Source organism: Streptomyces sp. NPDC059255 (genome assembly GCF_042752355.1).
In the GTDB taxonomy this organism is placed as follows: Bacteria; Actinomycetota; Actinomycetes; order Streptomycetales; family Streptomycetaceae; genus Streptomyces.
In genome coordinates this window covers 140,513-161,965 of record NZ_JBHYZP010000007.1, presented here as the reverse complement: position 1 = coordinate 161,965, position 21,453 = coordinate 140,513, and the positions used below count along the sequence as shown (strand labels likewise).

22 protein-coding genes are annotated in these 21,453 nt (G+C 72.5%); 6 read left to right on the top strand and 16 right to left on the bottom strand.

Annotated elements, in window-relative coordinates:
- Nucleotides 1–56 precede the first annotated feature (56 nt).
- Both ACFXKG_RS12370 and ACFXKG_RS12365 read left to right on the top strand, forming a co-directional pair.
- Nucleotides 57–866 (top strand): NAD(P)-dependent oxidoreductase, encoded by an 810-nt coding sequence (locus ACFXKG_RS12370; protein ID WP_365808693.1) that lies wholly within the window; start codon nucleotides 57–59, stop codon nucleotides 864–866.
- A gap of 137 nt (nucleotides 867–1,003) precedes the next feature.
- Nucleotides 1,004–2,197 (top strand): TerD family protein, encoded by a 1,194-nt coding sequence (locus tag ACFXKG_RS12365; protein WP_384836270.1) that lies wholly within the window; start codon nucleotides 1,004–1,006, stop codon nucleotides 2,195–2,197.
- Between the two features lie 139 nt (nucleotides 2,198–2,336).
- Here the strand turns inward: ACFXKG_RS12365 and ACFXKG_RS12360 are convergent, their stop codons facing one another.
- Together ACFXKG_RS12360 and ACFXKG_RS12355 are read right to left on the bottom strand one after the other, a co-directional pair.
- Complete coding sequence (locus tag ACFXKG_RS12360; RefSeq protein ID WP_078490871.1) at nucleotides 2,337–2,564, bottom strand: hypothetical protein; 228 nt, start codon at nucleotides 2,562–2,564, stop codon at nucleotides 2,337–2,339.
- A 209-nt stretch (nucleotides 2,565–2,773) separates the two neighbouring features.
- Entirely contained in the window at nucleotides 2,774–4,192 is a 1,419-nt protein-coding gene (locus ACFXKG_RS12355) for an alkaline phosphatase PhoX (RefSeq protein WP_384836266.1), read from the bottom strand.
- Nucleotides 4,193–4,357: 165 nt separating this feature from the next.
- Between ACFXKG_RS12355 and ACFXKG_RS12350 the strand changes: the two genes are divergently transcribed.
- Nucleotides 4,358–5,209, top strand: a complete 852-nt coding sequence (locus ACFXKG_RS12350) for an SDR family NAD(P)-dependent oxidoreductase (protein ID WP_384836263.1) — start codon at nucleotides 4,358–4,360, stop codon at nucleotides 5,207–5,209.
- A 141-nt stretch (nucleotides 5,210–5,350) separates the two neighbouring features.
- Here the strand turns inward: ACFXKG_RS12350 and ACFXKG_RS12345 are convergent, their stop codons facing one another.
- The 3 genes from ACFXKG_RS12345 to ACFXKG_RS12335 all read right to left on the bottom strand — a co-directional run bounded on the left by ACFXKG_RS12345 (nucleotide 5,351) and on the right by ACFXKG_RS12335 (nucleotide 8,640).
- Entirely contained in the window at nucleotides 5,351–6,862 is a 1,512-nt protein-coding gene (locus ACFXKG_RS12345; protein ID WP_384836260.1) for a hypothetical protein, read from the bottom strand.
- A 174-nt stretch (nucleotides 6,863–7,036) separates the two neighbouring features.
- On the bottom strand, nucleotides 7,037–7,765 hold the full coding sequence (locus ACFXKG_RS12340; protein WP_384836258.1) for an antibiotic biosynthesis monooxygenase: 729 nt from the start codon (nucleotides 7,763–7,765) through the stop codon (nucleotides 7,037–7,039).
- A 272-nt stretch (nucleotides 7,766–8,037) separates the two neighbouring features.
- On the bottom strand, nucleotides 8,038–8,640 hold the full coding sequence (locus ACFXKG_RS12335) for an SMI1/KNR4 family protein (RefSeq protein WP_384836255.1): 603 nt from the start codon (nucleotides 8,638–8,640) through the stop codon (nucleotides 8,038–8,040).
- A gap of 605 nt (nucleotides 8,641–9,245) precedes the next feature.
- Between ACFXKG_RS12335 and dapA the strand changes: the two genes are divergently transcribed.
- Nucleotides 9,246–10,136, top strand: coding sequence for a 4-hydroxy-tetrahydrodipicolinate synthase (dapA, locus tag ACFXKG_RS12330; protein ID WP_384836252.1), 891 nt, complete (start codon nucleotides 9,246–9,248; stop codon nucleotides 10,134–10,136).
- A 31-nt stretch (nucleotides 10,137–10,167) separates the two neighbouring features.
- Here the strand turns inward: dapA and dapD are convergent, their stop codons facing one another.
- The 8 genes from dapD to ACFXKG_RS12290 form a co-directional block, all read right to left on the bottom strand.
- Nucleotides 10,168–11,175 carry a 2,3,4,5-tetrahydropyridine-2,6-dicarboxylate N-succinyltransferase gene (dapD, locus tag ACFXKG_RS12325; RefSeq protein WP_384836250.1) on the bottom strand — a complete coding sequence of 336 codons (1,008 nt, stop codon included), beginning with the start codon at nucleotides 11,173–11,175 and terminating at the stop codon, nucleotides 10,168–10,170.
- Nucleotides 11,176–11,292: 117 nt separating this feature from the next.
- Entirely contained in the window at nucleotides 11,293–11,496 is a 204-nt protein-coding gene (locus ACFXKG_RS12320; RefSeq protein WP_384836247.1) for a hypothetical protein, read from the bottom strand.
- Between the two features lie 4 nt (nucleotides 11,497–11,500).
- On the bottom strand, nucleotides 11,501–12,049 hold the full coding sequence (locus ACFXKG_RS12315; protein ID WP_384836245.1) for a TetR/AcrR family transcriptional regulator: 549 nt from the start codon (nucleotides 12,047–12,049) through the stop codon (nucleotides 11,501–11,503).
- Nucleotides 12,049–12,375: a DMT family transporter gene (locus ACFXKG_RS12310; RefSeq protein WP_384836242.1), complete on the bottom strand. Its 327-nt coding sequence runs from the start codon at nucleotides 12,373–12,375 to the stop codon at nucleotides 12,049–12,051. Before ACFXKG_RS12310 ends, ACFXKG_RS12315 begins: the two co-directional genes overlap by 1 nt.
- A gap of 72 nt (nucleotides 12,376–12,447) precedes the next feature.
- Complete coding sequence (locus ACFXKG_RS12305) at nucleotides 12,448–13,113, bottom strand: aspartate/glutamate racemase family protein (RefSeq protein WP_384836239.1); 666 nt, start codon at nucleotides 13,111–13,113, stop codon at nucleotides 12,448–12,450.
- Between the two features lie 58 nt (nucleotides 13,114–13,171).
- Nucleotides 13,172–13,927, bottom strand: coding sequence for an AroM family protein (locus ACFXKG_RS12300; RefSeq protein WP_384836236.1), 756 nt, complete (start codon nucleotides 13,925–13,927; stop codon nucleotides 13,172–13,174).
- A 124-nt stretch (nucleotides 13,928–14,051) separates the two neighbouring features.
- A complete protein-coding gene (locus ACFXKG_RS12295; RefSeq protein WP_384836235.1) occupies nucleotides 14,052–15,761 on the bottom strand; it encodes an OPT family oligopeptide transporter in 1,710 nt (569 codons plus the stop codon).
- Between the two features lie 304 nt (nucleotides 15,762–16,065).
- Nucleotides 16,066–17,028, bottom strand: coding sequence for a DUF1177 domain-containing protein (locus tag ACFXKG_RS12290; protein ID WP_384836232.1), 963 nt, complete (start codon nucleotides 17,026–17,028; stop codon nucleotides 16,066–16,068).
- A 265-nt stretch (nucleotides 17,029–17,293) separates the two neighbouring features.
- Here ACFXKG_RS12290 and ACFXKG_RS12285 point away from each other — a divergent pair, with 265 nt between their 5' ends.
- On the top strand, nucleotides 17,294–18,106 hold the full coding sequence (locus tag ACFXKG_RS12285; protein ID WP_365808673.1) for an IclR family transcriptional regulator: 813 nt from the start codon (nucleotides 17,294–17,296) through the stop codon (nucleotides 18,104–18,106).
- 46 nt (nucleotides 18,107–18,152) lie between these two features.
- Nucleotides 18,153–18,884: a dipeptidase PepE gene (gene pepE / locus ACFXKG_RS12280; protein ID WP_384836229.1), complete on the top strand. Its 732-nt coding sequence runs from the start codon at nucleotides 18,153–18,155 to the stop codon at nucleotides 18,882–18,884.
- A gap of 217 nt (nucleotides 18,885–19,101) precedes the next feature.
- On the opposite strand, the gene ACFXKG_RS12275 is transcribed toward pepE, so the two are convergent.
- From ACFXKG_RS12275 to ACFXKG_RS12265, 3 genes are all read right to left on the bottom strand, one after another.
- Nucleotides 19,102–20,199 carry a Gfo/Idh/MocA family protein gene (locus tag ACFXKG_RS12275; protein ID WP_384836226.1) on the bottom strand — a complete coding sequence of 366 codons (1,098 nt, stop codon included), beginning with the start codon at nucleotides 20,197–20,199 and terminating at the stop codon, nucleotides 19,102–19,104.
- On the bottom strand, nucleotides 20,192–20,584 hold the full coding sequence (locus ACFXKG_RS12270) for an ester cyclase (RefSeq protein WP_384836223.1): 393 nt from the start codon (nucleotides 20,582–20,584) through the stop codon (nucleotides 20,192–20,194). The genes ACFXKG_RS12275 and ACFXKG_RS12270 overlap by 8 nt, the downstream gene beginning before the upstream one ends.
- Before the next feature lie 202 nt (nucleotides 20,585–20,786).
- Complete coding sequence (locus ACFXKG_RS12265) at nucleotides 20,787–21,392, bottom strand: TetR/AcrR family transcriptional regulator (RefSeq protein ID WP_384836220.1); 606 nt, start codon at nucleotides 21,390–21,392, stop codon at nucleotides 20,787–20,789.
- Nucleotides 21,393–21,453 lie beyond the last annotated feature (61 nt).

The following is a 21,453-nucleotide window of genomic DNA, read 5'->3' as shown; positions in this document are numbered from 1 at the left end:
TGCACTCCGAACCTTCGAGATCCGAACCGCCGAGAACCGTCGAGGAGATTCCGCCCATGCCCGCACCCCGCACCGTCCTGCTCACCGGCGCCGCCGGCGGCCTCGGCACCCTGATGCGGGGCCTGCTGCCCGCGTACGGCTACGAGCTGCGGCTCTTCGACGCCACGCCCATCGAGGGCGAGCCGGACGCGATCACTGCGGACCTGGCGGACAAGGCGGCGCTGCGCGAGGCGGTGACGGGTGTCGACGCGATCATCCACCTCGCGGGCATCTCTCTGGAAGCCTCCTTCGACAAGATCCTGCGCGCCAACATCGAAGGCACGTACAACCTGTACGAGGCGGCGCACGCGGCGGGAGTACGGCGCACGGTCTTCGCCTCCAGCAACCACACGGTCGGCTTCACCCCGCGCCCCGAGCCCGGCGAGCCGCTGATCCCGATCGACACGCCGCGCCGCCCCGACACCTTCTACGGGCTCTCCAAGTGCTTCGGCGAGGACCTGGCGCAGCTCTACTGGGAACTGCACGGCCAGGAGACCGTCTCCGTACGCATCGGCTCCTGCTTCCTGGAGCCCACCACGGTCCGGATGCTCTCCATCTGGCTGAGCCCCGGCGACTGCGCCCGGCTCTTCCACGCGGCGCTCACCGCCGAGGACGTCGGCCACACCACCGTCTACGGCTCGTCCGCCAACACCCGGCTGTGGTGGGACCTGACGACCGCGCGGGCGCTCGGGTACGAGCCGCAGGACGACTCGGAGCAGTACGCCGAGAAGCTCATCGCGGAGCAGGGCGAGGCGGATCCGGCCAACCCCGCGCACACGCGGCTGGGCGGCGCCTTCACCACCGACCCGCCGCAGTGGCCGTACTGACCCGGGGCGGCCGTACCGGGACGCGTCCAGGGGCGTCCGAGGGGCGTCCGAGGAGGCAGGAAGCCTTCGAAGGTAAGGGTCGAAGCAAGGGTCAAAGGTAAGGGAACGGCAAAGCGGGGTCGTTCGTTACGCCTGGCATGACAGCTATGACCCCCGGCTCGAACATCCCTCTTCCCACCGCCCACATCGCGGTGGACGTCGCCGCTCCGGTGCGGCTCGACGTATCGGGCCTGCTGCTCACCGCCGACGGCAAGGTGCGCTCAGACGACGACTTCATCTTCTACAACCAGCCGACGGGCCCCGGCGTGAGCTACCGCTCCGGCGGGGGTTCGGCGCCCGACGCGATCGTCGTCGACACCACCGCCGTCCCGGCCGGCATCGAGAAGATCGTCGTCACGGCGAGCCCGGACGCCGCGGGCCAGAGCTTCCAGGGCATCGAGCCCACGGCCACGATCCGTGACGCCGCCGGCACCGCGCTGGCCACCTTCACCCCACCCCGGCTGGGCGCGGAGACGGCCCTCGTGATCGTGGAGATCTATCTGCGCAACGGCGCCTGGAAGGCCCGCGCGGTCGGCCAGGGGTACGCCGACGGGCTGGCCGGGATCGCCACCGACTTCGGCGTCTCCGTCGAGGAGCCCGCCCCGGCCGCACCCCCGGCGCCCGCCGCCGCGCCCGTCGCCGACCCGCGGGTCGCCGCTCCCCCGGTCCCGGCCACGCCGCCCGCGGCCCCCGCGGCGCCGGCGCCCGGCAGCGGGAAGATCAACCTGGACAAGGGCCGGATCAGCCTCCAGAAGAACCAGACGGTGTCCCTGGTCAAGGGCGGCGCCCCGCTGCTCAGCCGGGTGAAGATGGGGCTCGGCTGGGAGCCGGCGTACCGGGGCAAGGACATCGACCTCGACGCGTCCGTGATCGCCTACGGCCCGAACCGTAACCACGTCGAGAGCTGCTACTTCGGCAAGCTCTCCATCCTGAACGGGGCGGTCAAGCACTCCGGCGACAACCTCACCGGCGAGGGCGGCGGGGACGACGAGGTGATCGTCGTCGACCTCGGGAAGATCCCCACCGAGGTGAGCGGCCTGGTCTTCACGGTGAACTCATTCTCCGGGCAGAAGTTCACCGAGGTCGCCAAGGCGTACTGCCGGCTGATCGACGCGGCGAGCGGCGAGGAGCTGGTGCGCTTCGACCTGACCACCGCGGAGCCGCAGACTGGCGTGATGATGGCGAAGCTGATCCGCCAGTTCTCCGGCGAGTGGGAGATGACCGGCCTCGGGGAGTTCGCGAAGTCCCGGACGGTGCGTGGCATGGTCAAGCCCGCCGCGAAGATCCTCTGAGCGGGACGACACACGGGACGGCACGCGAGACGGTCGGCGGGACGGCCCGCGGGGCAGCGCGAAGCCCCCGGGCCTGCCGCGGGTCCTGAAGGTCCGCCGCGGGCCCGGGGGCCGGGGCAACGCGCTCCGAAGACCGGCTTCAGAGCTTCGTGAGCTTGGCGAAGGGGCTCAGAATCCGCCCCTGTCGACCCGAGAAATCGATGAGCACTGCGTGTTCGCCCTCGACTCCGATGACTCTTCCCAATCCGAACTGATCATGGGAAACCCGGTCTCCCACATCGAACTGCTCGGGCGGAGGTGAGGCCGGGGCCTGGCGGTTGAAGGGACTGGACGGCAGGTGGCGCCGGGATCCGGCTGACTTTGTCATTACGTGGAGTATGCGCCCAAGGGACCCCGCCGCGCCATGCCCGACCACGGACGAGCCACCGGATCACGCGCCCCGGCCCGTACGCGACCCTCTCCGCGCCCCCTTTCCGGCCTCCGCGTCCGGCCGCCCGGAAGGGAACCTTCCGGGCCGCTCAGGACGTCGCGGTGGTCGGCCCGGCACGGGGACCGGAACCGGTGCCGGCACCGGCGTCAGCGGCGTGGTGAGCGCCGCCAGGGGCCGGTGACGGCCAGCATGATGCCCGGTTCCTGGATGTTGGCGAAGAGGGTGCGGCCGTCGGGCGAGAACACGACGCCCGTGAACTCGCTGTCGTTGAGGTCGTTGCGCGCGATGGGGTACGTCCGCCCGCGCTCCGTCGCGCCGAAGAGGTGCTGAAGCCCTTCGCCGTCCTCCGCGATGACCAGACCGCCGTACGGCGAGACGGTGATGTTGTCGGGGCCGTCGAAGCCGCCGTCCTTCGTGGGATCCGGGTTGACGCCGAGCAGCACCTTGAGGGTGAGCGTGCGCCGCCGGGGGTGGTAGAACCACACCTGGCCGTCGTGCGGGGTCCCGGGGCTCTCGGCGCGGGCGTACGAGGACACGAGGTACGCGCCGCCGTCCCCCCACCACATGCCTTCCAGTTTCCTGGCCCGGGTGACGTCCCCGGTGCCGAACTGCTCCCGTACGTCGACGGTCCGCGCGTCCCGTTCCGGTACGTCCACCCAGTCGACGCCGTAGACCGTGCCGATCCGTGTGGCACGCGAGAGGTCGTCGACGAACGAGCCGCCCGCGTCGAAGCAGCGCGGCGCCTGGAGCGCGCCCGCGTCGTCGGCGAGCCGGGCGAACTGCCCGCGGCCGTGCTTGAAGCCGTGCGGCGGGATCCAGCGGTAGAACAGGCCGTTGGGACCGGAGGCGTCCTCGGTCAGATACGCGTATCCGGTGCGGGGGTCGATGACGACGGCCTCGTGGTCGTACCGGCCGAGCGCCTTGATCGGCCGGGGGTCGCGGTTGGCGCGCCGGTCGTACGGGTCGACCTCGAAGACGTAGCCGTGGTCCTTGGTCATCCCGTTCTCGCCGGCGCGGTCGGTGTTCTCCTCGCAGGTCAGCCAGGTGCCCCAGGGGGTGCGTCCGCCCGCGCAGTTGGTCGACGTACCGGCGATGCCGACCCACTCGGCGGTCCGGCCGCCCGGACGCGTCTCCACGACCGTGCAGCCGCCGGCCGCGGCGGGGTCGTAGACCAGGCCCTCGGTGAGCGGCACGGGGTGGGGCCAGTCGGACCTGGGGCCCTTCAGCTCGTGGTTGTTGACGAGCAGGGTGATCCCGCGGGATCCCTCGAAGGTCGCCGTTCCGTCGTGGTTCGAGGGTGTGTACTCGCCGGTCTCCAGCTTGGTGACCCCGCTGTGGGTGACGACCCGGTACGAGAATCCGGCCGGCAGTGCGAGCATGCCGCGCGGATCGGCGACGAGGGGCCCGTATCCCGGCTCGGGCGCGGGACCTGACGCGACGTCGGGCGCGTCGTCGGCGGCGAGCGCACCGGGCGCGGTGGCGAACGTCCCCGCGGCGCCGGTGAGGACGAGTCCCGCGCCGGTGAGCGCGGATCTTCCGGTGAATTCCCTGCGGGTCAGCGGCATCGGGTCTCCTTGGGGCGGCGGAAGGAGGTACGGCGGGGGTGAAGGTACGAGGGGCGGAGGTACGGAGGTACGCTCCCGGCACTGCCGCGGAGGTACGCTCCCCGACGCTGCCGCCCGCGCCTGAACGGCGGTTGAACACCGCCCGACGACGAGAGGCCCCGATCCATGAATCTCCCCGCCGGGAAGCACATCGGGAAGCCGGTCGACGGGCCGGGCAACGAACCGATCGACAGGCCCGTCGGGAAGGCCCACGCGGAGCTCGCCGCCACCGGTCGCGGCGTCCTCGTCAGCGGCGCGTCGCGGGGTCTCGGCCGGGCGGTCTGCCGGGCGTTCGCCGCCCAGGGCGACCGGGTCGCCGTCCACTACGGCAGCCGGGCCGCCGACGCCCGCGCCACCCTGGAGTCGCTGACCGGCACGGGCCACGTGCTGGTCGGCGGTGATCTCTCCGACCCGGTGGAGGCGGCCCGGGTCGCGGACGAGGCGGCGGAGGCGCTCGGCGGGATCGACGTCCTCGTCAACAACGCGGCGGTGAACGAGGCCCACCCGCCGGCCACGACGGACTACGAGGAATGGACGACCGTCTGGCAGCGCCATCTCTCCGTCAACCTCCTGGCGACGGCACTGCTCAGCCACCGTGCCGCGCACGGCATGATCGCCCGTGCGACGGCCGGCCGGATCATCAACGTCGGCTCCCGGGGCGCCTTCCGCGGCGAACCGGACCACCCGGCGTACGGGGCCACGAAGGCCGCGGTGCACGCCCTGGGGCAGTCCCTGGCGGTCTCCCTGGCTCCGTACGGCATCGGTGTCGCGTCGGTGGCGCCGGGCTTTTTCGACACGGAGCGGGTGGCGGCCCGGCTGGCGGGCGAGGAGGGCGAAAGGATCCGCGCCCAGAGCCCGTTCGGCCGGGTGGCCTCGGCGGACGAGATCGCGGAGGCGGTGCGCTGGCTGGCCTCGCCGGGGGCGGTGTGGTCGTCGGGCGCGGTTCTGGACCTGAACGGAGCGTCGTACCTCCGGTGACCGTCCGCACGGTCCGTCACACCCGTCGCCGCACCGCCCGTCACACCCGCCGTCGCACCGCCCCTCCCACCCGCCGGGTGCTCACCCGCCGCGCGCTCGACCGCCGTATGCTCACCTGCCGCACGGTCAACCGCCGAAGGCTCAACTGCCGCCGCGCGACCGCGCCTTGAACGCCGCCTTGCGCGCGTCCTTCGACACGCCCCGGTCCCGGTGCAGCCGGCCCATCGCCTCCAGGACGTCCGCCGTCGCCGGGTGGTCCACCCGCCAGGCCGCCTCGAAGAACCCGCTGTGCTGGCCGACCAGTCCCTCCACCAGTTCCTGGAGCTCGTCCGGCTCGCCCTCCGCGTCGAGCTGCGCGGCGATCGTGTCGACGGCCAGCCAGAAGATCATCGACTCCGGCGGCGGCGGTACGTCCCCGGCCCCCAGCTCCGCGAGCCAGACCCGCGCCAGACCGCCCAGTTCCGCGTCGTCCAGGACCTCGCGGACCGCCGCCTGGGCCTCCGCCCCGACGAGGGAGAGCGCCTGCTGGCACTGGAGGCGGCGCAGCGGTGCGCCGGTGTCCCTGCCGCGGGCGGCGGAGAGGAGTTCGCGTACGGCGTCGAGCGGCGCACGCCCGGCGAGCCACTGCTCCGTCTCGGCGCGGGCCGCCGCCTCGGGGAAGCGCGCGACGCCGTCGAGGAGCGCGTGGGCGTCCTTGCCGGCCAGTTCGCCGACGACGGGCGCGGCGACGCCCGCCTCCAGCATCCGGGACCTGATCCCGTAGAGCCCGAGCGGCGTCAGCCGGACCATGCCGTACCGGGAGACGTCGTCGTCGCCGACCGGCGACTCCGGGTCGGGTGTGTCCGCCGGGTCGGCGTCCTCCGCCATGAGCGCCTCGTCCACCGGTACGTACGAGACGAGCCCGATCGGCTCCAGCACCCGGAACTGCTCGTCCAGCCGCATCATCGCCTCGGACACCTGCTCCAGGATGTCGTCGGTGGGCTCGCCCATGTCGTCGGGGATGATCATCGACGCGGCGAGTACGGGCAGCGGGACGGGGCTGTCCGCGCCGCCGCCTTCCGCGACGGTGAGCAGGTAGAGGTTGCCGAGGACGCCTTCGAGGAACTCCGCCTCCTCCTCCGGGTCCCAGTCGAGCGCGTCGAAGTCGATCTCGCCGTCGTCGTCGATGGCCGCCGCGAGATCGTCGAGCACGGGCACGGTGGCGTCCGCGAAGGCGACGTCCAGGGCGTCCAGCCAGAGGGAGAGGATGTCCTGGGGGGCGCCGGACGTGACCAGGGCGAGCTGCTCGCCGGGCGTGACGCGCCCGGTGCGCTCCTCCTCGTCGCCCGCCTCGTCGCCCTCCTCGGCGGACTCGTCGCGCTGGTCGGGGTACTCGACGTCCAGCAGCCCGGTGTCGACCGCGACCCGCCACGCCTCGCTCGCGTACGCCTCGCCGTCGCCCTCCGAGAACTCGTCGCCGAGGCCGAGCTGCTCCGCCGCGGCGGGCAGTTGCTCGTCGACCAGTTCGCCCCCGGCGATCACCCGGGTCTCCGGGCCCGCCCAGCGGGCGAGGCGCACGGCCCGGGCGAACAGCGGCGCGGCCAGCGCCTCCCGGGCCAGTTCGGCGTCCGGGAGCAGCCGAACCGGCGGCAGGATGGGGTGGTCTGCGGGCATCTGGTGGGTCTCCTTGTGGGGTGACGGAGGCGGGATGTGTGAGTCCGGACGGGTCCCCAGCGTAGACGCTTTGGACCCTTCCCACCCGGTTCATGTACCCGACAACCGCCGTCCCCCGGACCTCCCTTGACCCGGGAACCGCGCCGCACCGGTTCCGTCCGCCGCCGGGGCGGGTCAGCCCGCGGCGTCTTCTCCGGAGGACAGGCTGATCGCGGGCGTCCAGCGGGACACGGCGCTGCCCTTCACCCCCGGGTGGTCCCGGACCGCGCGCCACTGCTCCGTGTCCGACCCGACGCCCCGGCCGGGTGGAGCGAGGGCGTCGGCATGGGCCTGTTCGCTCTCCCACCCGGCGAGGTTGAGGACCCGGGTCCCGTCCGTGGAGACGTGGAAGTACGCGGAGAGCCCGCCCGGCGGCAGGTCCGGGTCGGTCTCGATCGCGTGGCGGACGGTGTCCACCCAGCCGCGGGCGCGCGCCGGGTCGGGGCCCTCGAACTCCACGTCGACGGTGACGAAGCAGCCGGGCGCCGGAGGCTCTCCGCCGGGCGCCGTCGCCGACCGCTCGCCGCGGAAGAGGGTGTACAGGCGCAGCCCCACGCGCTCGATGCCGGGTACGGCGGCGTCGATCTCCGCGATGCGCTCGTCCCGGCCGGTGGCGACGAACTCCCGGTACGCGGCCTGGTCACGCCACTGGGAGTAGTGGAGCAGCGTCTGCCCGTCGTTCCCGGTGAGGACGGTGTACGAGAGCAGCCCGGCCGCCGGCCATTCCCTGCTCCGCCAGGCCCGGGTGATGGCCTCGACCGCCGCCCGCTGCCGCTCGGGCGTGCCGACGCGCCAGGTGCTGATCGTGACGGAGCCCACGCCGGGGCGGGTGACATCAGGAAGGGTGCTCAGTCGCACGGACATGGTGGTTCCTCCTCGCGGCACGCCCCCGCGGCGCGCCCACGACCAGCATGCTCGGAGCTGAAGCGCGGTTGAGGTCAACCCCGGGCCGGGGGCGTCGTCCCGAGCCCCCGCCTCACGGCCTCCAGCACTCCGGGTCCGGCCCTGTCACCCCGTGTCCCGGTCACCCCGTAACCCCTTACCCCCGCAACCCCGTTGTCCCCGTAACCCCGTTGTCCCCGTTCACCCCGTATCCCCGTTATGCCGTACTCGCTTCCGCGTCGCGCGTCGCGGTGTCAGACCACCACGTCGAACCACGGCCGGCGCGTGGTGGCCCAGTGCGCCACCCAGCCGGCGAGACCGGCCCCCGCTGCCGGGTGGCCGAAAGTCGTCCCGAACGGCGCCGCTCCCACGTCGCTGATGGTCCATATCCGGCCACGGTGCGCGCCGGTGACGACCAGATGCCAGTACATGCCACAACCGTCCGAACCCAGCACCACACTGCCGTGATTGCTGACCTCGTCGATGAGCGGTTCTATCTCCTCGTACGGCCGGGGGTCGTCCTCCCACACCCATGCCTCGGTGAGGGGGAAGGGCTTCGACAGCACCCGCTGGGTCTGGTCGCACCCCCAGTCCTCGGGCAGCGCGGCCACCGGCAGCAGCCCGTCGATGTCGGCGGGACCCTCCGCGCAGCCGTCGCACACCTCCGCGACGAGCGTGCGGTACGGCTCGGGCAGGACGATGCCCTGCTCGCGCTCGAAGGCGCGTACCGCGTCCCAGCCCAGCGGCGGCAGGCGCCGCTCCGGCGGGAAGGCCGCGCGCAGCGCGTCGAGTTCGCCCAGGTCGGCGCTTTCGGTGTTTCCGGCGTCCATGCTCTTCATGCCTTCCATGCCTTCCATGCCCTCCATACCCCTTGCTGCGTCAGCACCCGCTGGCACTCCGCCCCCTGCTACCCCGGAGCGCCCCGCGGCACGCTGATGTCGGGGGCGCGGTCATGGGTGAGCCGAACGATATGGCCCCCTTCTGCCCGCACCTACGCATCCGAACGTCCAGGGGCGCGATACCAGGCCACGGCTCGGAGGGAGGAACCGATGCCGACGAACGGGGGCAAGGTGGTACGGGCCGCGCCCGCGCCGACGCGACCACGGCCTACGCGCCGGGCTCGCGGGTGTGCATCATTGGCCAGAACTTCGGCATCCGGGGCACCGCCGACGCGGCAGGACCGCCGGCCGCCGTTCACCGGCGCGACGGCCACGGCCCGCACCCTTCCCGGGCGCCTGCCGGCCTTCCCTGTTCGACGCGTACGCAGCACGCGACCCCCTCCCCCGTTCGACCACCCGAACAAAGCGGCGGCCTGCGCCGATCATGCCAGACCGACGCACCCCAGAACCTTCAGTGTTGCTTCGCGTTCACCCGAAGCAGATCTAAGTGGACCTTCACAGTCCGGCGGGCGGAGACTCACGGTATGACGACATCACGCCCCTTCGGACGAGCACTTTGCGCCATGGTCACGCCGTTCACTCCCGCCGGGGAGCTGGATCACTCCGGCGCGCGGGCGCTCGCCCGCCAGCTCGTGGACGGCGGATGCGACGGACTTGTCCTGAACGGCACCTCGGGAGAGTCCCCCACCACGACGGACGCCGAGAAGACCGCTCTGGTCGAGACCGTGTGCGCGGAGGTCGGCGACCGGGCGCACATCGTCGCGGGCGTCGGCAGCGCGGACACCCGCCACACCCTCGCGCTGGCGCGCGCGGCCGAACGCGCGGGAGCGCACGGCCTGCTGGTGGTCGCGCCGTACTACAGCCGCCCGCCGCAGGCGGACGTCGAGGCGCACTTCCTGCGGATCGCGGACGCAGCGCGCGTCCCGCTGATGCTGTACGACATCCCGGCGCGCACCGGCACCCGGATCGAACCGGCGACGCTGGTCCGGCTCGCCGCGCACCCGCGCGTCGTCGCCGTGAAGGACTGCGCGTACGACCTGATGGGCAGCTCGAAGGTGATCGCCCGCACCTCGCTCGCGTACTACTCCGGCTGCGAGGAGCTGAACCTCCCGCTGTACGCGGTGGGCGGCGCGGGTTTCGTCAGTACGGTGGCCAATGTCGCGCCCGGTGCGCTCCGCGCCGTCCTGGACGCCTACGACTCCGGCGCCCGCGGGCGTACCGACTCCGTACGGCTGCATCAGCGCGTGCTGCCGCTGGCCGAGGCGATGATGGCCGCCGGGCTGCCCGGCACGGTCACCGCGAAGGCGCTGCTCGGCCGGCTCGGGTTGCCGGGCGGGCCGGTCCGTGAGCCGCTGCGGCCCGCCGGCCGGGAGACGGCCGACGGGCTGCTGCGGTTGTACGGCGAACTCGTGGGGGTCCCCATGGAGGCCGCCGCGGAGACCGCCGCGCTGTGATCAGCCACCTGTTGGTCAGCTGATCGGCCGATCAGTTGTGGCTGTGGAGGACGTCGTTGAGGCCGCCCCACACCGCGTTGTTCGGGCGGGCCTCGACGGCGCCGGTGACCGAGTTGCGGCGGAAGAGGATGTTGCTCGCGCCGGACAGCTCGCGCGCCTTGACGATCTGGCCGTCCGGCAGCGTGACACGGCTGCCGGCCGTGACGTACAGCCCGGCCTCGACGACGCACTCGTCGCCGAGGGCGATCCCGACGCCCGCCTCCGCACCGATCAGGCAGCGCTCGCCGATGACGATGCGTTCCTTGCCGCCGCCCGAGAGGGTGCCCATGGTGGAGGCGCCGCCGCCGACGTCGGAGCCGTCGCCGATGACGACGCCCGCGGAGACCCGGCCCTCGATCATGGAGGTGCCGAGGGTGCCCGCGTTGAAGTTGACGAAGCCCTCGTGCATCACGGTGGTGCCCGCGGCGAGGTGCGCGCCCAGGCGCACCCGGTCGGCGTCGGCGACCCGGACGCCGGCCGGCGCCACGTAGTCCGTCATCCTCGGGAACTTGTCGACCGAGGTCACCTGGAGGTGCAGCCCCTCGGCGCGGGCGTTGAGCCGTACGGTCTCCAGCGCGTCCACGGCGACCGGGCCGAGCGACGTCCAGGCGACGTTGGCGAGCAGGCCGAAAATGCCGTCCAGGTTCTGGCCGTGCGGCTGGACCAGCCGGTGGCTGAGGAGGTGCAGCCGCAGGTAGACGTCATGGGTGTCGAGCGGCTTGTCGTCGAGGGAGGCGATGACCGTACGGACCGCGACGGTCTCGACCCCGCGGCGGGCGTCGGTCCCGATCGCTTTCGCCGCGCCTTCACCGAGCAGTTCCACGGCGCGCTCGGCGGAGAGCCGCTCGGTGCCGGCCGGGCCGGGCTCGGCGGTGAGCTCGGGGGCGGGGAACCAGGTGTCGAGGACGGTGCCGTCCTCGGTGAGGGTGGCGAGGCCGGCGGCGACGGCGCCGGTGGTCCGGGAGGAACTGGGGGAACCTTGGGAAGACGTGTCGGTCATGCCCCGAACCTAACGTTCCCGACGCCGCCCGGGCCAACCGGTCTCAGGTGCCGGGCGCGCGCCACCCGTACGCGCTCCGCCCCACTCCACCCGCACGCACCTCGGCCGGAGCCTCGCTCAGCTCAGGCGGTTGCCCGCGGCCCCGCCCGCCCGGTGATCGGTGTCGTCCTCCGCGCGGGGCAGCGCGCGGTGTCCCTCGGAGTGGTGGTTGACCCAGCCGCAGACACCGCAGCTGTAGCGGCCGTCGAGTCCGGCGATGAGGGTGCCGCACTGCCGGCACTCGGCGTAGGTGATCTCGGGCCCCGGAGGCTGGTCGTTCATCCCGTCAACCTACGGCGGGCGGGATGAGCCGCGCCAGCGCCCGCCGGGCGTACTCCTCGTCGTACACCCCGTCCGTCAGCAGCACCTGGAGGCAGATCCCGTCCACCAGCGCGATCAGCGCCCGCGCGGTCAGGGGGTCGGTGTGCGGATGGAGCACCTCCGCGACGCCGTCGCTCCACTCCGCGGCGACCTGGCGCAGCGCGGGCCGGCGCAGGGCCGCCAGGTACAGCTCGTACTCCAGCTCGACGCCGGTACGGTCCCGGGCCAGCCACTGCCCGGTGATCCGGGCCAGCTCGCCCGCGATGTCGCACCCCGGCCGGGCGAAGGCGGCGCTCTCCCGTACCTCGCGCGCGAACCCCTCGTTGGCCTGCCGGAGCGCGGCGACCAGCAGTTCGTCCAGCGAGGCGAAGTGGTACGTGGTCGAGCCGAGCGGCACATCGGCCTCGGCGGCGACCGTACGGTGGCTCAGCCCGGCGATACCGGCGCGGCCGACCACGCGCAGTGCGGCGTCGATGATGCGCTGACGGCGCTCGGGGTCGTAGCGGCGGGCCATCAGTGGGCCCCTCCGAGGTTGAGCACGACGACGCCCGCGATCACCAGGGCGATGCCCAGCAGTTTGAGCGCGTCCGCGGACTCGTTCATGAACACCATCCCGATGGCGGCGACCAGCGCCGTGCCCGCTCCGGCCCAGATCGCGTACGCCGTCCCGATGGAGAGCGTCTTGAGCGTCTGGGAGAGGAGGAGGAACGCGACGACGTACCCCGCCACGGTCAGCACCGAGGGCCACAGCCGGGTGAAACCCTCGCTGTACTTCATGGCGGTCGTCGCGCCCACCTCGGCCGCGATGGCGACGGCCAGCAGTCCGTATCCCGTTCCCATGCGTACGAGTGTACCTATCGATGCGTACGACCGTACGCATCGATAGGCCCCGATGCCTCGGTGCCTCGCGGCTCAGCGGATCCGGGCGTAGGAGGCCATCAGCCCCGCGGCGAGCACCGCGTCCACCGCGGGCACCGACAGCCGGTCCTCCAGCAGCGGACGGATCCCGATCGTGGTCAGCCCCGTGCAGGCCAGCAGCAGGGTGTCCGCGCCCGCCTCCACCAGCTCGGTGGCCGCCGCCAGCACGGCGGCCGGGCCGTGCGGTGCGAGAAGGTCGGTCGTACGGTGCACGTCGCGCGGGCGTACGGCACCGAGGAAGTGCGGGCCCAGTACCGCACGGACGCCGGGCGGCGCCTCGTCGGTGATGCCCAGCACGCCGACCCGGGTGCCCAGACCGAGCGCCACGGCGGCGGCCGCGGCACCCGCGCCGATCACCGGCACCCCCACGGCCGCACGGGCCTGTGCGAGCGCCGGGTCCGCGGCGCAGCTGATGATCACGGTGCCGGCGCCTTCGTCGGCCAGCTCACGGACCAGGGCCACGATCTTGGGCTCGGCGAGCCGTTCGGTCTCCTCGTCGTGGATGCCGTGCGGCTGGTCCGGGATGCAGCGGGAGACGGTCGGGTAGCCGAAGTGCTGCTCCAGGATCCGGCCGTGGGCGGTGACCAGCGCGGGATCGTCGCTGGTGAGGACGCGGACCAGGCCGACGGGCGACGACGGTCCTGGCGGTGCGGCGTTCATGGGAGACGGGTCCTCTCTGCGGGTCACGACTGCTGCCGGTTTGTTGCCGGTCTGCTGGTCAGGACGGCTCCCGGCGGAACGCGGCCACGACCTCACCGGCCATCCGCACCGCGAGGGCCCGGGCCAGCAGGACCGGACGGTCCGCGGCGCGCGCCGCGGCCCGCCGCATCTCCTCGGTGTAGCCGATGCAGTCCAGGACGAGCCATGAACTGCCGCCGTCCGCGAGCGTCCGGGCGGCCTCGGCGACCTCGTCGAGGGCGCGTTCGCGCGGTGCGTACGGATTGGCGCCGGCGGCCAGGACGCGGCCCGGCAGGACCTCGGAGAACCGCCGGGCCACGTCCTCGGCCTGGTCGGGGTGGGGGCAGACGACGCCGACCGGATCGGTGCCGACGATGGCCGCGACGGCCTGCTGCACCAGCGGTTCGGCGAAGAGCAGCGGCCGGGTCGCCGGCACGGCGGGGAAGTGTCCGGTGCACAGCAGAAGCGTCGCGGCGGCGCCGTCGCGCTCCGCGCGGGCGACGGCCTCTTCCATACGGGGGATCAGTGCCGCGTGCCCGAGCACCACGGAGCCGCCGTCCCGCAGCCGGGAGACCAGCGGAGCCTCACCGGGCTCGGGGGCCAGCAGACGGCGGGTCTCCTGCCCGGCCTCGCCGTCGAACCGGTCGTTGTCGAGCGCGCCGTGCTCGACCAGGCGTACGCCCGGCAGCAGCGGTTCGGCGTCCGGACGGAGATCGGAGCGCGGGGCCTGGCCGATGGTGACCAGTCCGAGAGCGAGCGGGGCCGGCGGATTCGCGGCGCTGTCCGGGACGTCCATGTGTCACTCCTTCAGAGAGAGCTGGAGGCGAGAGTCGGAGGGAAAGCTGGAGGAGGGGCGGCGGAGCGCCGGCGGGGAGCCGGGCGGGAGCCGAGCGGGAGCCGAGCGGAGTTCCCCGCCCGGGTCACATGACCTTGGTCAGCTGGCCCACGTCGTTCAGCGAGCTGCCCGCGACCAGTCCGGCACCGACCAGGGACAGATCGTTCTCGGCCTGCTCGTCGGACTCCTTGCGCGCGGCACGGTCGGTCAGCCCGCGGCGGCGCCACATCGTGTAGCCCCGGCGGATGACGAGCGCCCCGAGCACCATCCAGCCGGCATTGGGCGTGGCCACGAGCAACCCGGTGGCCAGCAGGACACCCATCTGCCGGGACGAGCCGCCGATGAACTGGATCAGCGCGCCCGGGATGGCCCACAGAAGCATGGTCCGCAGGGTGTCGGGGTCGAGGCCGGTCTTGATGGTGGTGACATAGACCTCGGAGACCGGCGGGATCCGGCCGTCCGCGAAGAAGGACTTCCAGGCGATGGCGACCACGACGAGCGCGACGCCGAAACCGACGAGCTGGGCCAGGTACTGCTGGCGCCGCCCTTCCATCTCGAAGGGGAGCCACGGGGCGGCGTCCTTGCGCAGCAGCCACCCGGCCTTGAAGTCGTAGCCGAGGTCGGCGAAGGCGGGGCCGGTGGAGGCGGTGTACCCCACCAGCAGGGCGAGCGGCACGGTGGGAATGTGCAGGACCAGGCCGACGATCAGCACGATCAGGGTGACGGCGAAGGCGGGGAACCAGCCGGAGTGCATCGCCGCCAGCCCCACGATGAGCTGGTGCACGAGGGCGGCGGCGCCGGCCAGCGCCACCCAGCCGATCAGGGCGGGCAGGGACATCCCGGCCACCACGCCGCCCGCGACGGCGACCACGACCGCGCCGCAGAGGAAGAGCACCATGCCTTCCAGCAGCCCGCGGCGCAGCCGCGCCGCCCCGACCGTGGGTCCGTGCTCGGCGTCGGCCGCCGGGCTGCCCGTGGTGTCCACGGCATCCGTTGCGCCGGTGTGGTCCGAGCTGCCGGTACGGCCCCGTCCCTTACGGCCCCTCATCAGCAGCAGGGCCTGCACCAGGGCCACCAGCCCGGCGCCGATCATCAGGCCGTGCGGCACCCGGTCGGCGGTGAGGTTCACGTCCAGCAGCTCGGGGGCGTACTGAGCGACGGTCAGGCCGGTGCCGAACATCAGCAGCGCCCATATGTTGCCCAGGAAGCCGACACCCGCGGCGCTGGTGGGGAGCTTGAACAGGGCGCCGACGAGGCCGACGACCGCGCTCACCCCGAGCACCGCGGCCTTGCGTCCGCCGCTGTCCCCGGCCTTGATGGTCTCCGCGGCGGCGATGCCCGCGGGCCAGGAGTTGGTGGCCGGCAGCAGCTTGGAGTCGAAGACCCGGTACAGCACCCAGCTGTCGACGGCCAGCCCGATGGCGGCGCCGCCCAGCATGGGCCACACCAGGTCGGTACGGCCCAGCGCGAAGGGCACCGCGATCGGGGTGAGCAGGGAGTTCGCGGCGGCGAACGTGGCGCCGGAGATCGCCGACTGCACCAGGTTCTGCCGGTGCTGGGAGCGCATCCGCATCAGCGCGCCGAGCGGGATCCGGCCGATCATCATCGCGATCAGGGCGCCGATCACCGCCGTGTTGGGGGAGATGCCGAGCGAGGTGATCAGCACGATGCCGATCAGGGCGCCGAGGACCGACATCGCGAGGGTGATGACGAGCGTGATCGGCTCGAAGGCTCTGGGGTGCCGTTCCGTCGGCGCCGCCGTGGCCGGCGCGGCGGTCGAAGCTCTCGGGTTCAAGGGGACTCCTGGGTGGGGACGACGCGACGGGACTGGTGGCGGGGGACTGCGGCAGGGAAGGCGAGGGAGCGGAGGAAGCGGAAAAACGGCGGTCCGGCGCTCGGCGGTCCGGCAAAAGACGGTCGGGCTTCGGCAGCGGCGGCGAGTCGGTCCGGGCGGGGTGAGCCGGTCCGGTCAAGGGCGGTGAGCCGGTCCGGGCGGGATGAGCCGGTCCAGGCGGGGCGAGTCGGTCCGGCGGGGGTGAGCCGGTCCGGTCAAGGGCGGTGAGCCGGTCCGGGCAGGGCACGCCCGGACCGGCCCCAGGTCACTGCGCCGAGGCGGGCGCCTGCAGCTGGGTCATGGGTCCGTACAGCTCCACCAGCCGCGCGAACTCGTCCGCGTCGTGGAACCGGGCGACCCCGCGGCCGAACTCCTTGGCGGTCTCGATCGCGAACCGGGCGGCGGCCGCGATGTCGGTCTCGTGGCTGGCGCCGGTGGCGCAGCCGGCCACCGGCGTGGCCGCGGTGATCGCGAGGCCGACCACCGGCGCCTCGGTGGCGACGGCGGGCTGGAGGATGGAGTTGATGTGGTGCACCCCGTTGCCGTACGGGGTGATGTCCTGCGTGGTGACGGGCAGCACCCGCGCGGGCTCGCCGGTCACGGTCTCCAGGACCGACAGCAGGTCCTCGCTGACCCGCAGGATCCAGCCCTGGAGGATGGTCGGCGACAGCGCGATCCCGCGGTGGCTGAGCAGCCGGTTGCCCTTGGTGGTGTCGATGGACACGACCGCGTCCATCTCGGGCGAGATCTCCTCGCGGTTGCACACCAGCGTGTCCACCGGGGAGTCCATGAACGGTACCGGGTCGTGCGGACGGGTGGGAGCCCAGCCGCACACATGGGTGGAAATCATCACATCGCCGTCCAGGACATCGCCGCGGGCGTGCATGTCCAGCAGCTTCGCCGCGGCCGACAGTGCCGCGACGGCGCCGTCGGCGTCGGAGACCAGCCCGACGCGCTCCGGCCGGGCACCCACTCCGCCGAGCCTGCCGAGCACACCGAGGGTCGGCGCGTCACCACCGGCGAGCCGGCCGTTCCGGCCGGGGACGGTCACGGAGACGAAGTCCGTGCTGCCCTGGTCGCCCTCGACCGTGCGTACCTCGATCCGCGGCGCCGTACGCGCGTCGGCGCCGGCCGCGGCCTGGACGGCCCGCAGATGCGCGGCGAGCAGTTCGCCACTGGTCTGGGGGCGGTCGAGGAGTTCGATGATCTCAAGGACGTGCTTCAGCAAGGGAGGACCTCTCAACGGTGTTCAGGCAGGTGCGGCGGCCTGATGCGGGGAGTTCCACGCGGCTCGCGGCTGGCGGGGGATCGCCCCGGCAGCGGATCGAGAGCGGGTCAAGAACCCGGCCACTCAAGAACTCGACCATCTCGACAGCGCGACGACTCGACAGCTCCCGGTCGCATTGGTTTCACGCCGACCTGGCTCAGAGTCCGCCTCATGGCCCACAGGGCGCAATGGTTTCTCGATATCCGGGATTGTTTACGATTCAGCCATGACTGACAGAACACCGGTAACGGAAACACCGCCCCTCCAGACCGCGGACCGCGTTCTCAGCCTGCTGCTCTCCTTCGACCGCGAGCACGCGGAGTGGGGCGTCACCGAGGTCGCGACCGAGTTCGGCCTGGACAAATCCGTGGCCCAGCGGCTGCTGGCCGCGCTGGCCTACCGCGGGTTCCTGGTCTCCGACAAGCGCTCGCGCCGCTACCGGCTCGGCCCCGCCGTGTGGCACCTCGCCCGGGTGTGGGAGCGGGACGGCGGGCTGGCCAGCCTGGTCCGCCCCCCGCTGCGCGCGGTGGCCGAGTCGGTGGGGGTCGGCGCGCTGTTCGCCGTGCCCGACGGGGTCCACATGCGCTGCGTCACGGCGGTGGACGGCGCGACGGGCCCCCTGCGCATCTACGGCCTCGCGGGCGAGCTGTACCCGGCGCACGCCGGGGCCACCTCCCGCGCCTACTTCGGTATGCTCCCGCCGGGCGACCGGGCGGCGCTGCTGTACGGTCGCCCCATGGCGCGGTTCAGCGACCGTACGCTGACCGATCCCGTACAGCTGGAGGAGCTCTTCGCCGAGGTCCGGCGCAAGGGCTACGCGTACTCCGAGGGCGAGTACGATCCGGAAACCGCGGCGCTCGCCGCCCCGGTGACGGTGGGCAGACGCGCGGTGGGCACCCTGTCCCTGGCCGCCCCGCTTGATGTGTTCCGCACCCGCAAGGCGGAACTGGTCGCGCCGCTGCTCCAGTGCGCGGCGGATCTGGGCCGGCTGCTGACGCCCGTACGGCCACGGCGCGACGGAGCGTCCGGCGCCCGCTGACACCAGACCCCGAACTCCCTCTCCCCCAGGAAAGGCCAAGGCCACCATGCGGTTGCTGCTGCTCTCGAACTCCACGGCCCCCGGACGCGGTTACCTCGACCACGCACAGGAGGAGATCCGCGCAGCGCTCGACGGCAGGCGCCGGCTGGTCTTCGTGCCGTACGCCCTCGCCGACCACGACGGTTACACCGCGCGCGTCGCCGAGGCGCTCGCGCCCCTGGGGGTGGAGGTGACCGGCGCCCACACGGCGTCGGACCCGGCGGAACTGGTGCGGGGCGCGGAGGCGGTGTTCGTCGGCGGCGGCAACAGCTTCCGGCTGCTCAAGGCGCTGCACGAACGTGACCTGGTCCGGGCGATCCGCGAACGGACCGGCGCCGGCGCGCTCTACATGGGGTCGAGCGCGGGCACCAACATGGCCTGCCCGACGCTGCGCACCACCAACGACATGCCCATCGTCCAGCCTCCGAGCTTCGAGGCGCTGGGCCTGCTGCCGTTCCAGATCAACCCCCACTATCTGGACGGCAGCCCCGCCACCGCGCACATGGGCGAGACCCGGGCCGAGCGGCTGGAGCAGTTCCTGGAGGAGAACGACGTCCCCGTGGTCGGCCTCCGCGAGGGCACCTGGCTGCGCCGGGAGGGCGACCGGCTCACCCTCGGCGGCATCGAGGCCGGAGCCGTGGTCTTCCGGCGGGGCGAGCAGCCCGCGGAGATCCGTCCGGGCCACGACCTGAGCGCGCTGCTCCAGGAGCGACCGCGGTTCGACGCTCCGGCGGCCTGACGGTGACCTGACCGCGCCCGGAAGCCCGCCGGAAGCAGGCCGCGAGCCGACCCGGAGCGGGTCGGTTACGCGAGATCGAGGACGGCTTTGCCGTGGAGGCGGCGGTCGAGCAGCGTCTGTACCGCCTCGGAGTGGCGAGTCCAGGGGCCGGTACGGCGAAATGATGTCGGACAGTGTCGAAATCGACTGGCCGCGCGCCTATCGACTGGCCGCGCGCCTAAGGATGGAGGGCTTTTCGTCGGCCTGTGGCGGCGGACCGTACGATCGCGTCAAGGAGTCGGTGACGCTTGACGGCATGGGCGAAGTCCGGGGCGACAGCCGTTCCGTGGATGAGATCGTCCCGAATCGCGGTGTAGGCGTGCGCCAGCGTGTGGCTCACCGTTCCGGCCAGGCCGGGATGGTCGTCGTAGCCGCTGGGCAGCGTGACCTTCGTAGGCCGACCGCCGTTGCGTGTGCCACGCACCGTGACCGGACCGAGGTGCGGGAACTCGGCGGCGGTGATCTCAAGTCTCCCCTCCGTGCCGTCGATGATCAGAGAGAACCCTGCACCCGATGCCGCGCCTCCACGGTGGTGGACGGACAGGATCGCCCCGCCCGCCACGGTGCCCGAGATCGCGATCTGGTCCTCGGCGGTCATCGGAACGACCTGCCCGGTGCGCCCGAGGGGAACCTGGCGGCGCCGGGTCGCGGTCGTGGCGACCACATCCTGAAGCTCGCCGACGACCATCGACACCAGGTCGATCGCGTGTCCGAACGCGATGGTCAGCATCGTGGCCCCGAGCTTGCGGTCGAGCGTGTAGACCATGCTCGGAGACACCGGAGTGCCCCATTCGGTCGACGACGCCACGACGGTGGCGGAGAGCACTTCCCCCACGAATCCTTCGGACACGAGGTCGGCCAGCCGGCGGAAGGTAGGCGAGGAGCGTCCCTGAAGACCGACGAAGGTGCGCGTCGTCCCGGCGGCACGCTCCATCTCCTCGGCCTCGCGCAGGTCGACGGCGAGCGGCCACTCGGAGAGCACCGGCACGCCCGCCTTCAGCACGGGCAACACGAGTTCGCGATGCTGGGGCACTTTGACGGCGACAACAACGAGGTCGACGTTCTCGTCGCCGGCGAGCTGCTCGACCGACGTGTACGCGGGTACGCCGTACGCCGCTCCCGCGGCCCGGGCCGAGGCTTCGGAGCTCGCCGCCAGCGCGCGAAGCTCGATCCCGTCGACGGCGCTCAGCGCGGGCAGGTGAGCCCCGGCCGCCCAGCCTCCCGTGGCGCTCAGGCCGACGATGCCGACACCGATCGGCTTACGGGGGTCAGGCACCGAGCTGCCGCCTCAGGGTCTCGGCGTCGTGCAGGGCCGTCATGTGCACGAACCGCCCGTCACGAACCTGATAGATGGCGTACTCGACGATCTCGAACGAGGCGCCGGTGGGAGCCACGCCGAGCCACTCCTTGGCGGGCGTGCCCGTGTTGGTCAGACGGGCGGCCAGGCGATCACCGTCGACCGCGATCTCCCGGGGCTCCCAGTGAAAGTCCGGGACCGCGTCGATGTCGCCGTTCAGCACAGCGATGACCTGGTCCCGAGTGCCCGGCTCGCCGTTCAGGGTGGTCTCGTCGTCGATGAACTCGCCCATGCGGTAGATCTCGTGGGCGTTGAGCGCCCCGATGTAGCGCAGGTAGAACTCACGCAGGTCGGTGTGGGACATGATCCCCTTCTTCGGCCCCCGGAGCGGAGGTCATGCTCGGTGTTTCGCGACGGCCCTTGACGGTTTCCTCGCGGTGATCGTCGGCAGGGGGAGGAACCGCTGTCCGAAACTTCTGTCCCGAACGGTACCGAAGTTTTGCCGCACCGTCACGGCCCTCATGCGAGGAGATGGTTCCACCGGGGCGAACGAAGGGGTGCAGCCGCTATGCGGGCCAGCCGAGCAACGCCGTGTCGACGATCTCATCGAGCTCAGCAGTACCGAGGCCGTTGGCGGCCTGCACCGCGATGCCGAAACCCATCGCCATGATGAACCGGGCAAGACACCGAGGGTCGGCGTTGCACGGAAGATCACCCTCGTCGACGGCGCGCCGGAAGCGCTCCTCAAGGCGGACTCCCGCGTCGTTGCGCCAGTCGACAAGCAGGTCGTGGACGGCCCGGCTCCCGTCGCTCGACGCCAGCGCACCCTGCACGGTCAGGCACCCGGAGGGGCCGCCGGGAGGGGTCGTGGTGCGGACCGCTCCGCGGAGGAACGCCAAGGCCACGGCCCGTGCAGTGGGCTCCTCCAGGGCGCGCGTGGCGTAGGCGGCCGGCCCCGCGCCGTAGCGCTGGAGGGCCTTGCGGAACAACTGCTCCTTGCTGCCGAAGGCCGCGTACATGCTCGTCTTGGTGATCCCCATGGCGCCGGTCAGTTCAGCGAGGCTCGCACCTTCGTACCCTCGGGCCCAGAACACCCGCATCGCGCGTTCCAGCGCCTGGTCGATGTCGAATTCTCGAGGCCGACCCATGACGGCCCTACGGGAGTCGCCCATGCCACAAGCGTACCACTCGGTACAGATCACCGCTGACCAGCAGTTCCATCCCCACAAGGTG

What these genes read in the sequence shown, in the direction of transcription:
- ACFXKG_RS12370 (WP_365808693.1), top strand. Translation starts at nt 57, where the DNA reads ATGCCCGCACCCCGCACCGTCCTGCTCACCGGCGCCGCCGGCGGCCTC.
- ACFXKG_RS12365 (WP_384836270.1), top strand. Translation starts at nt 1,004, where the DNA reads ATGACAGCTATGACCCCCGGCTCGAACATCCCTCTTCCCACCGCCCAC.
- ACFXKG_RS12360 (WP_078490871.1), bottom strand. Translation starts at nt 2,564, where the DNA reads ATGACAAAGTCAGCCGGATCCCGGCGCCACCTGCCGTCCAGTCCCTTC.
- ACFXKG_RS12355 (WP_384836266.1), bottom strand. Translation starts at nt 4,192, where the DNA reads ATGCCGCTGACCCGCAGGGAATTCACCGGAAGATCCGCGCTCACCGGC.
- ACFXKG_RS12350 (WP_384836263.1), top strand. Translation starts at nt 4,358, where the DNA reads ATGAATCTCCCCGCCGGGAAGCACATCGGGAAGCCGGTCGACGGGCCG.
- ACFXKG_RS12345 (WP_384836260.1), bottom strand. Translation starts at nt 6,862, where the DNA reads ATGCCCGCAGACCACCCCATCCTGCCGCCGGTTCGGCTGCTCCCGGAC.
- ACFXKG_RS12340 (WP_384836258.1), bottom strand. Translation starts at nt 7,765, where the DNA reads ATGTCCGTGCGACTGAGCACCCTTCCTGATGTCACCCGCCCCGGCGTG.
- ACFXKG_RS12335 (WP_384836255.1), bottom strand. Translation starts at nt 8,640, where the DNA reads ATGGAAGGCATGGAAGGCATGAAGAGCATGGACGCCGGAAACACCGAA.
- dapA (WP_384836252.1), top strand. Translation starts at nt 9,246, where the DNA reads ATGGTCACGCCGTTCACTCCCGCCGGGGAGCTGGATCACTCCGGCGCG.
- dapD (WP_384836250.1), bottom strand. Translation starts at nt 11,175, where the DNA reads ATGACCGACACGTCTTCCCAAGGTTCCCCCAGTTCCTCCCGGACCACC.
- ACFXKG_RS12320 (WP_384836247.1), bottom strand. Translation starts at nt 11,496, where the DNA reads ATGAACGACCAGCCTCCGGGGCCCGAGATCACCTACGCCGAGTGCCGG.
- ACFXKG_RS12315 (WP_384836245.1), bottom strand. Translation starts at nt 12,049, where the DNA reads ATGGCCCGCCGCTACGACCCCGAGCGCCGTCAGCGCATCATCGACGCC.
- ACFXKG_RS12310 (WP_384836242.1), bottom strand. Translation starts at nt 12,375, where the DNA reads ATGGGAACGGGATACGGACTGCTGGCCGTCGCCATCGCGGCCGAGGTG.
- ACFXKG_RS12305 (WP_384836239.1), bottom strand. Translation starts at nt 13,113, where the DNA reads ATGAACGCCGCACCGCCAGGACCGTCGTCGCCCGTCGGCCTGGTCCGC.
- ACFXKG_RS12300 (WP_384836236.1), bottom strand. Translation starts at nt 13,927, where the DNA reads ATGGACGTCCCGGACAGCGCCGCGAATCCGCCGGCCCCGCTCGCTCTC.
- ACFXKG_RS12285 (WP_365808673.1), top strand. Translation starts at nt 17,294, where the DNA reads ATGACTGACAGAACACCGGTAACGGAAACACCGCCCCTCCAGACCGCG.
- pepE (WP_384836229.1), top strand. Translation starts at nt 18,153, where the DNA reads ATGCGGTTGCTGCTGCTCTCGAACTCCACGGCCCCCGGACGCGGTTAC.
- ACFXKG_RS12270 (WP_384836223.1), bottom strand. Translation starts at nt 20,584, where the DNA reads ATGTCCCACACCGACCTGCGTGAGTTCTACCTGCGCTACATCGGGGCG.
- ACFXKG_RS12265 (WP_384836220.1), bottom strand. Translation starts at nt 21,392, where the DNA reads ATGGGCGACTCCCGTAGGGCCGTCATGGGTCGGCCTCGAGAATTCGAC.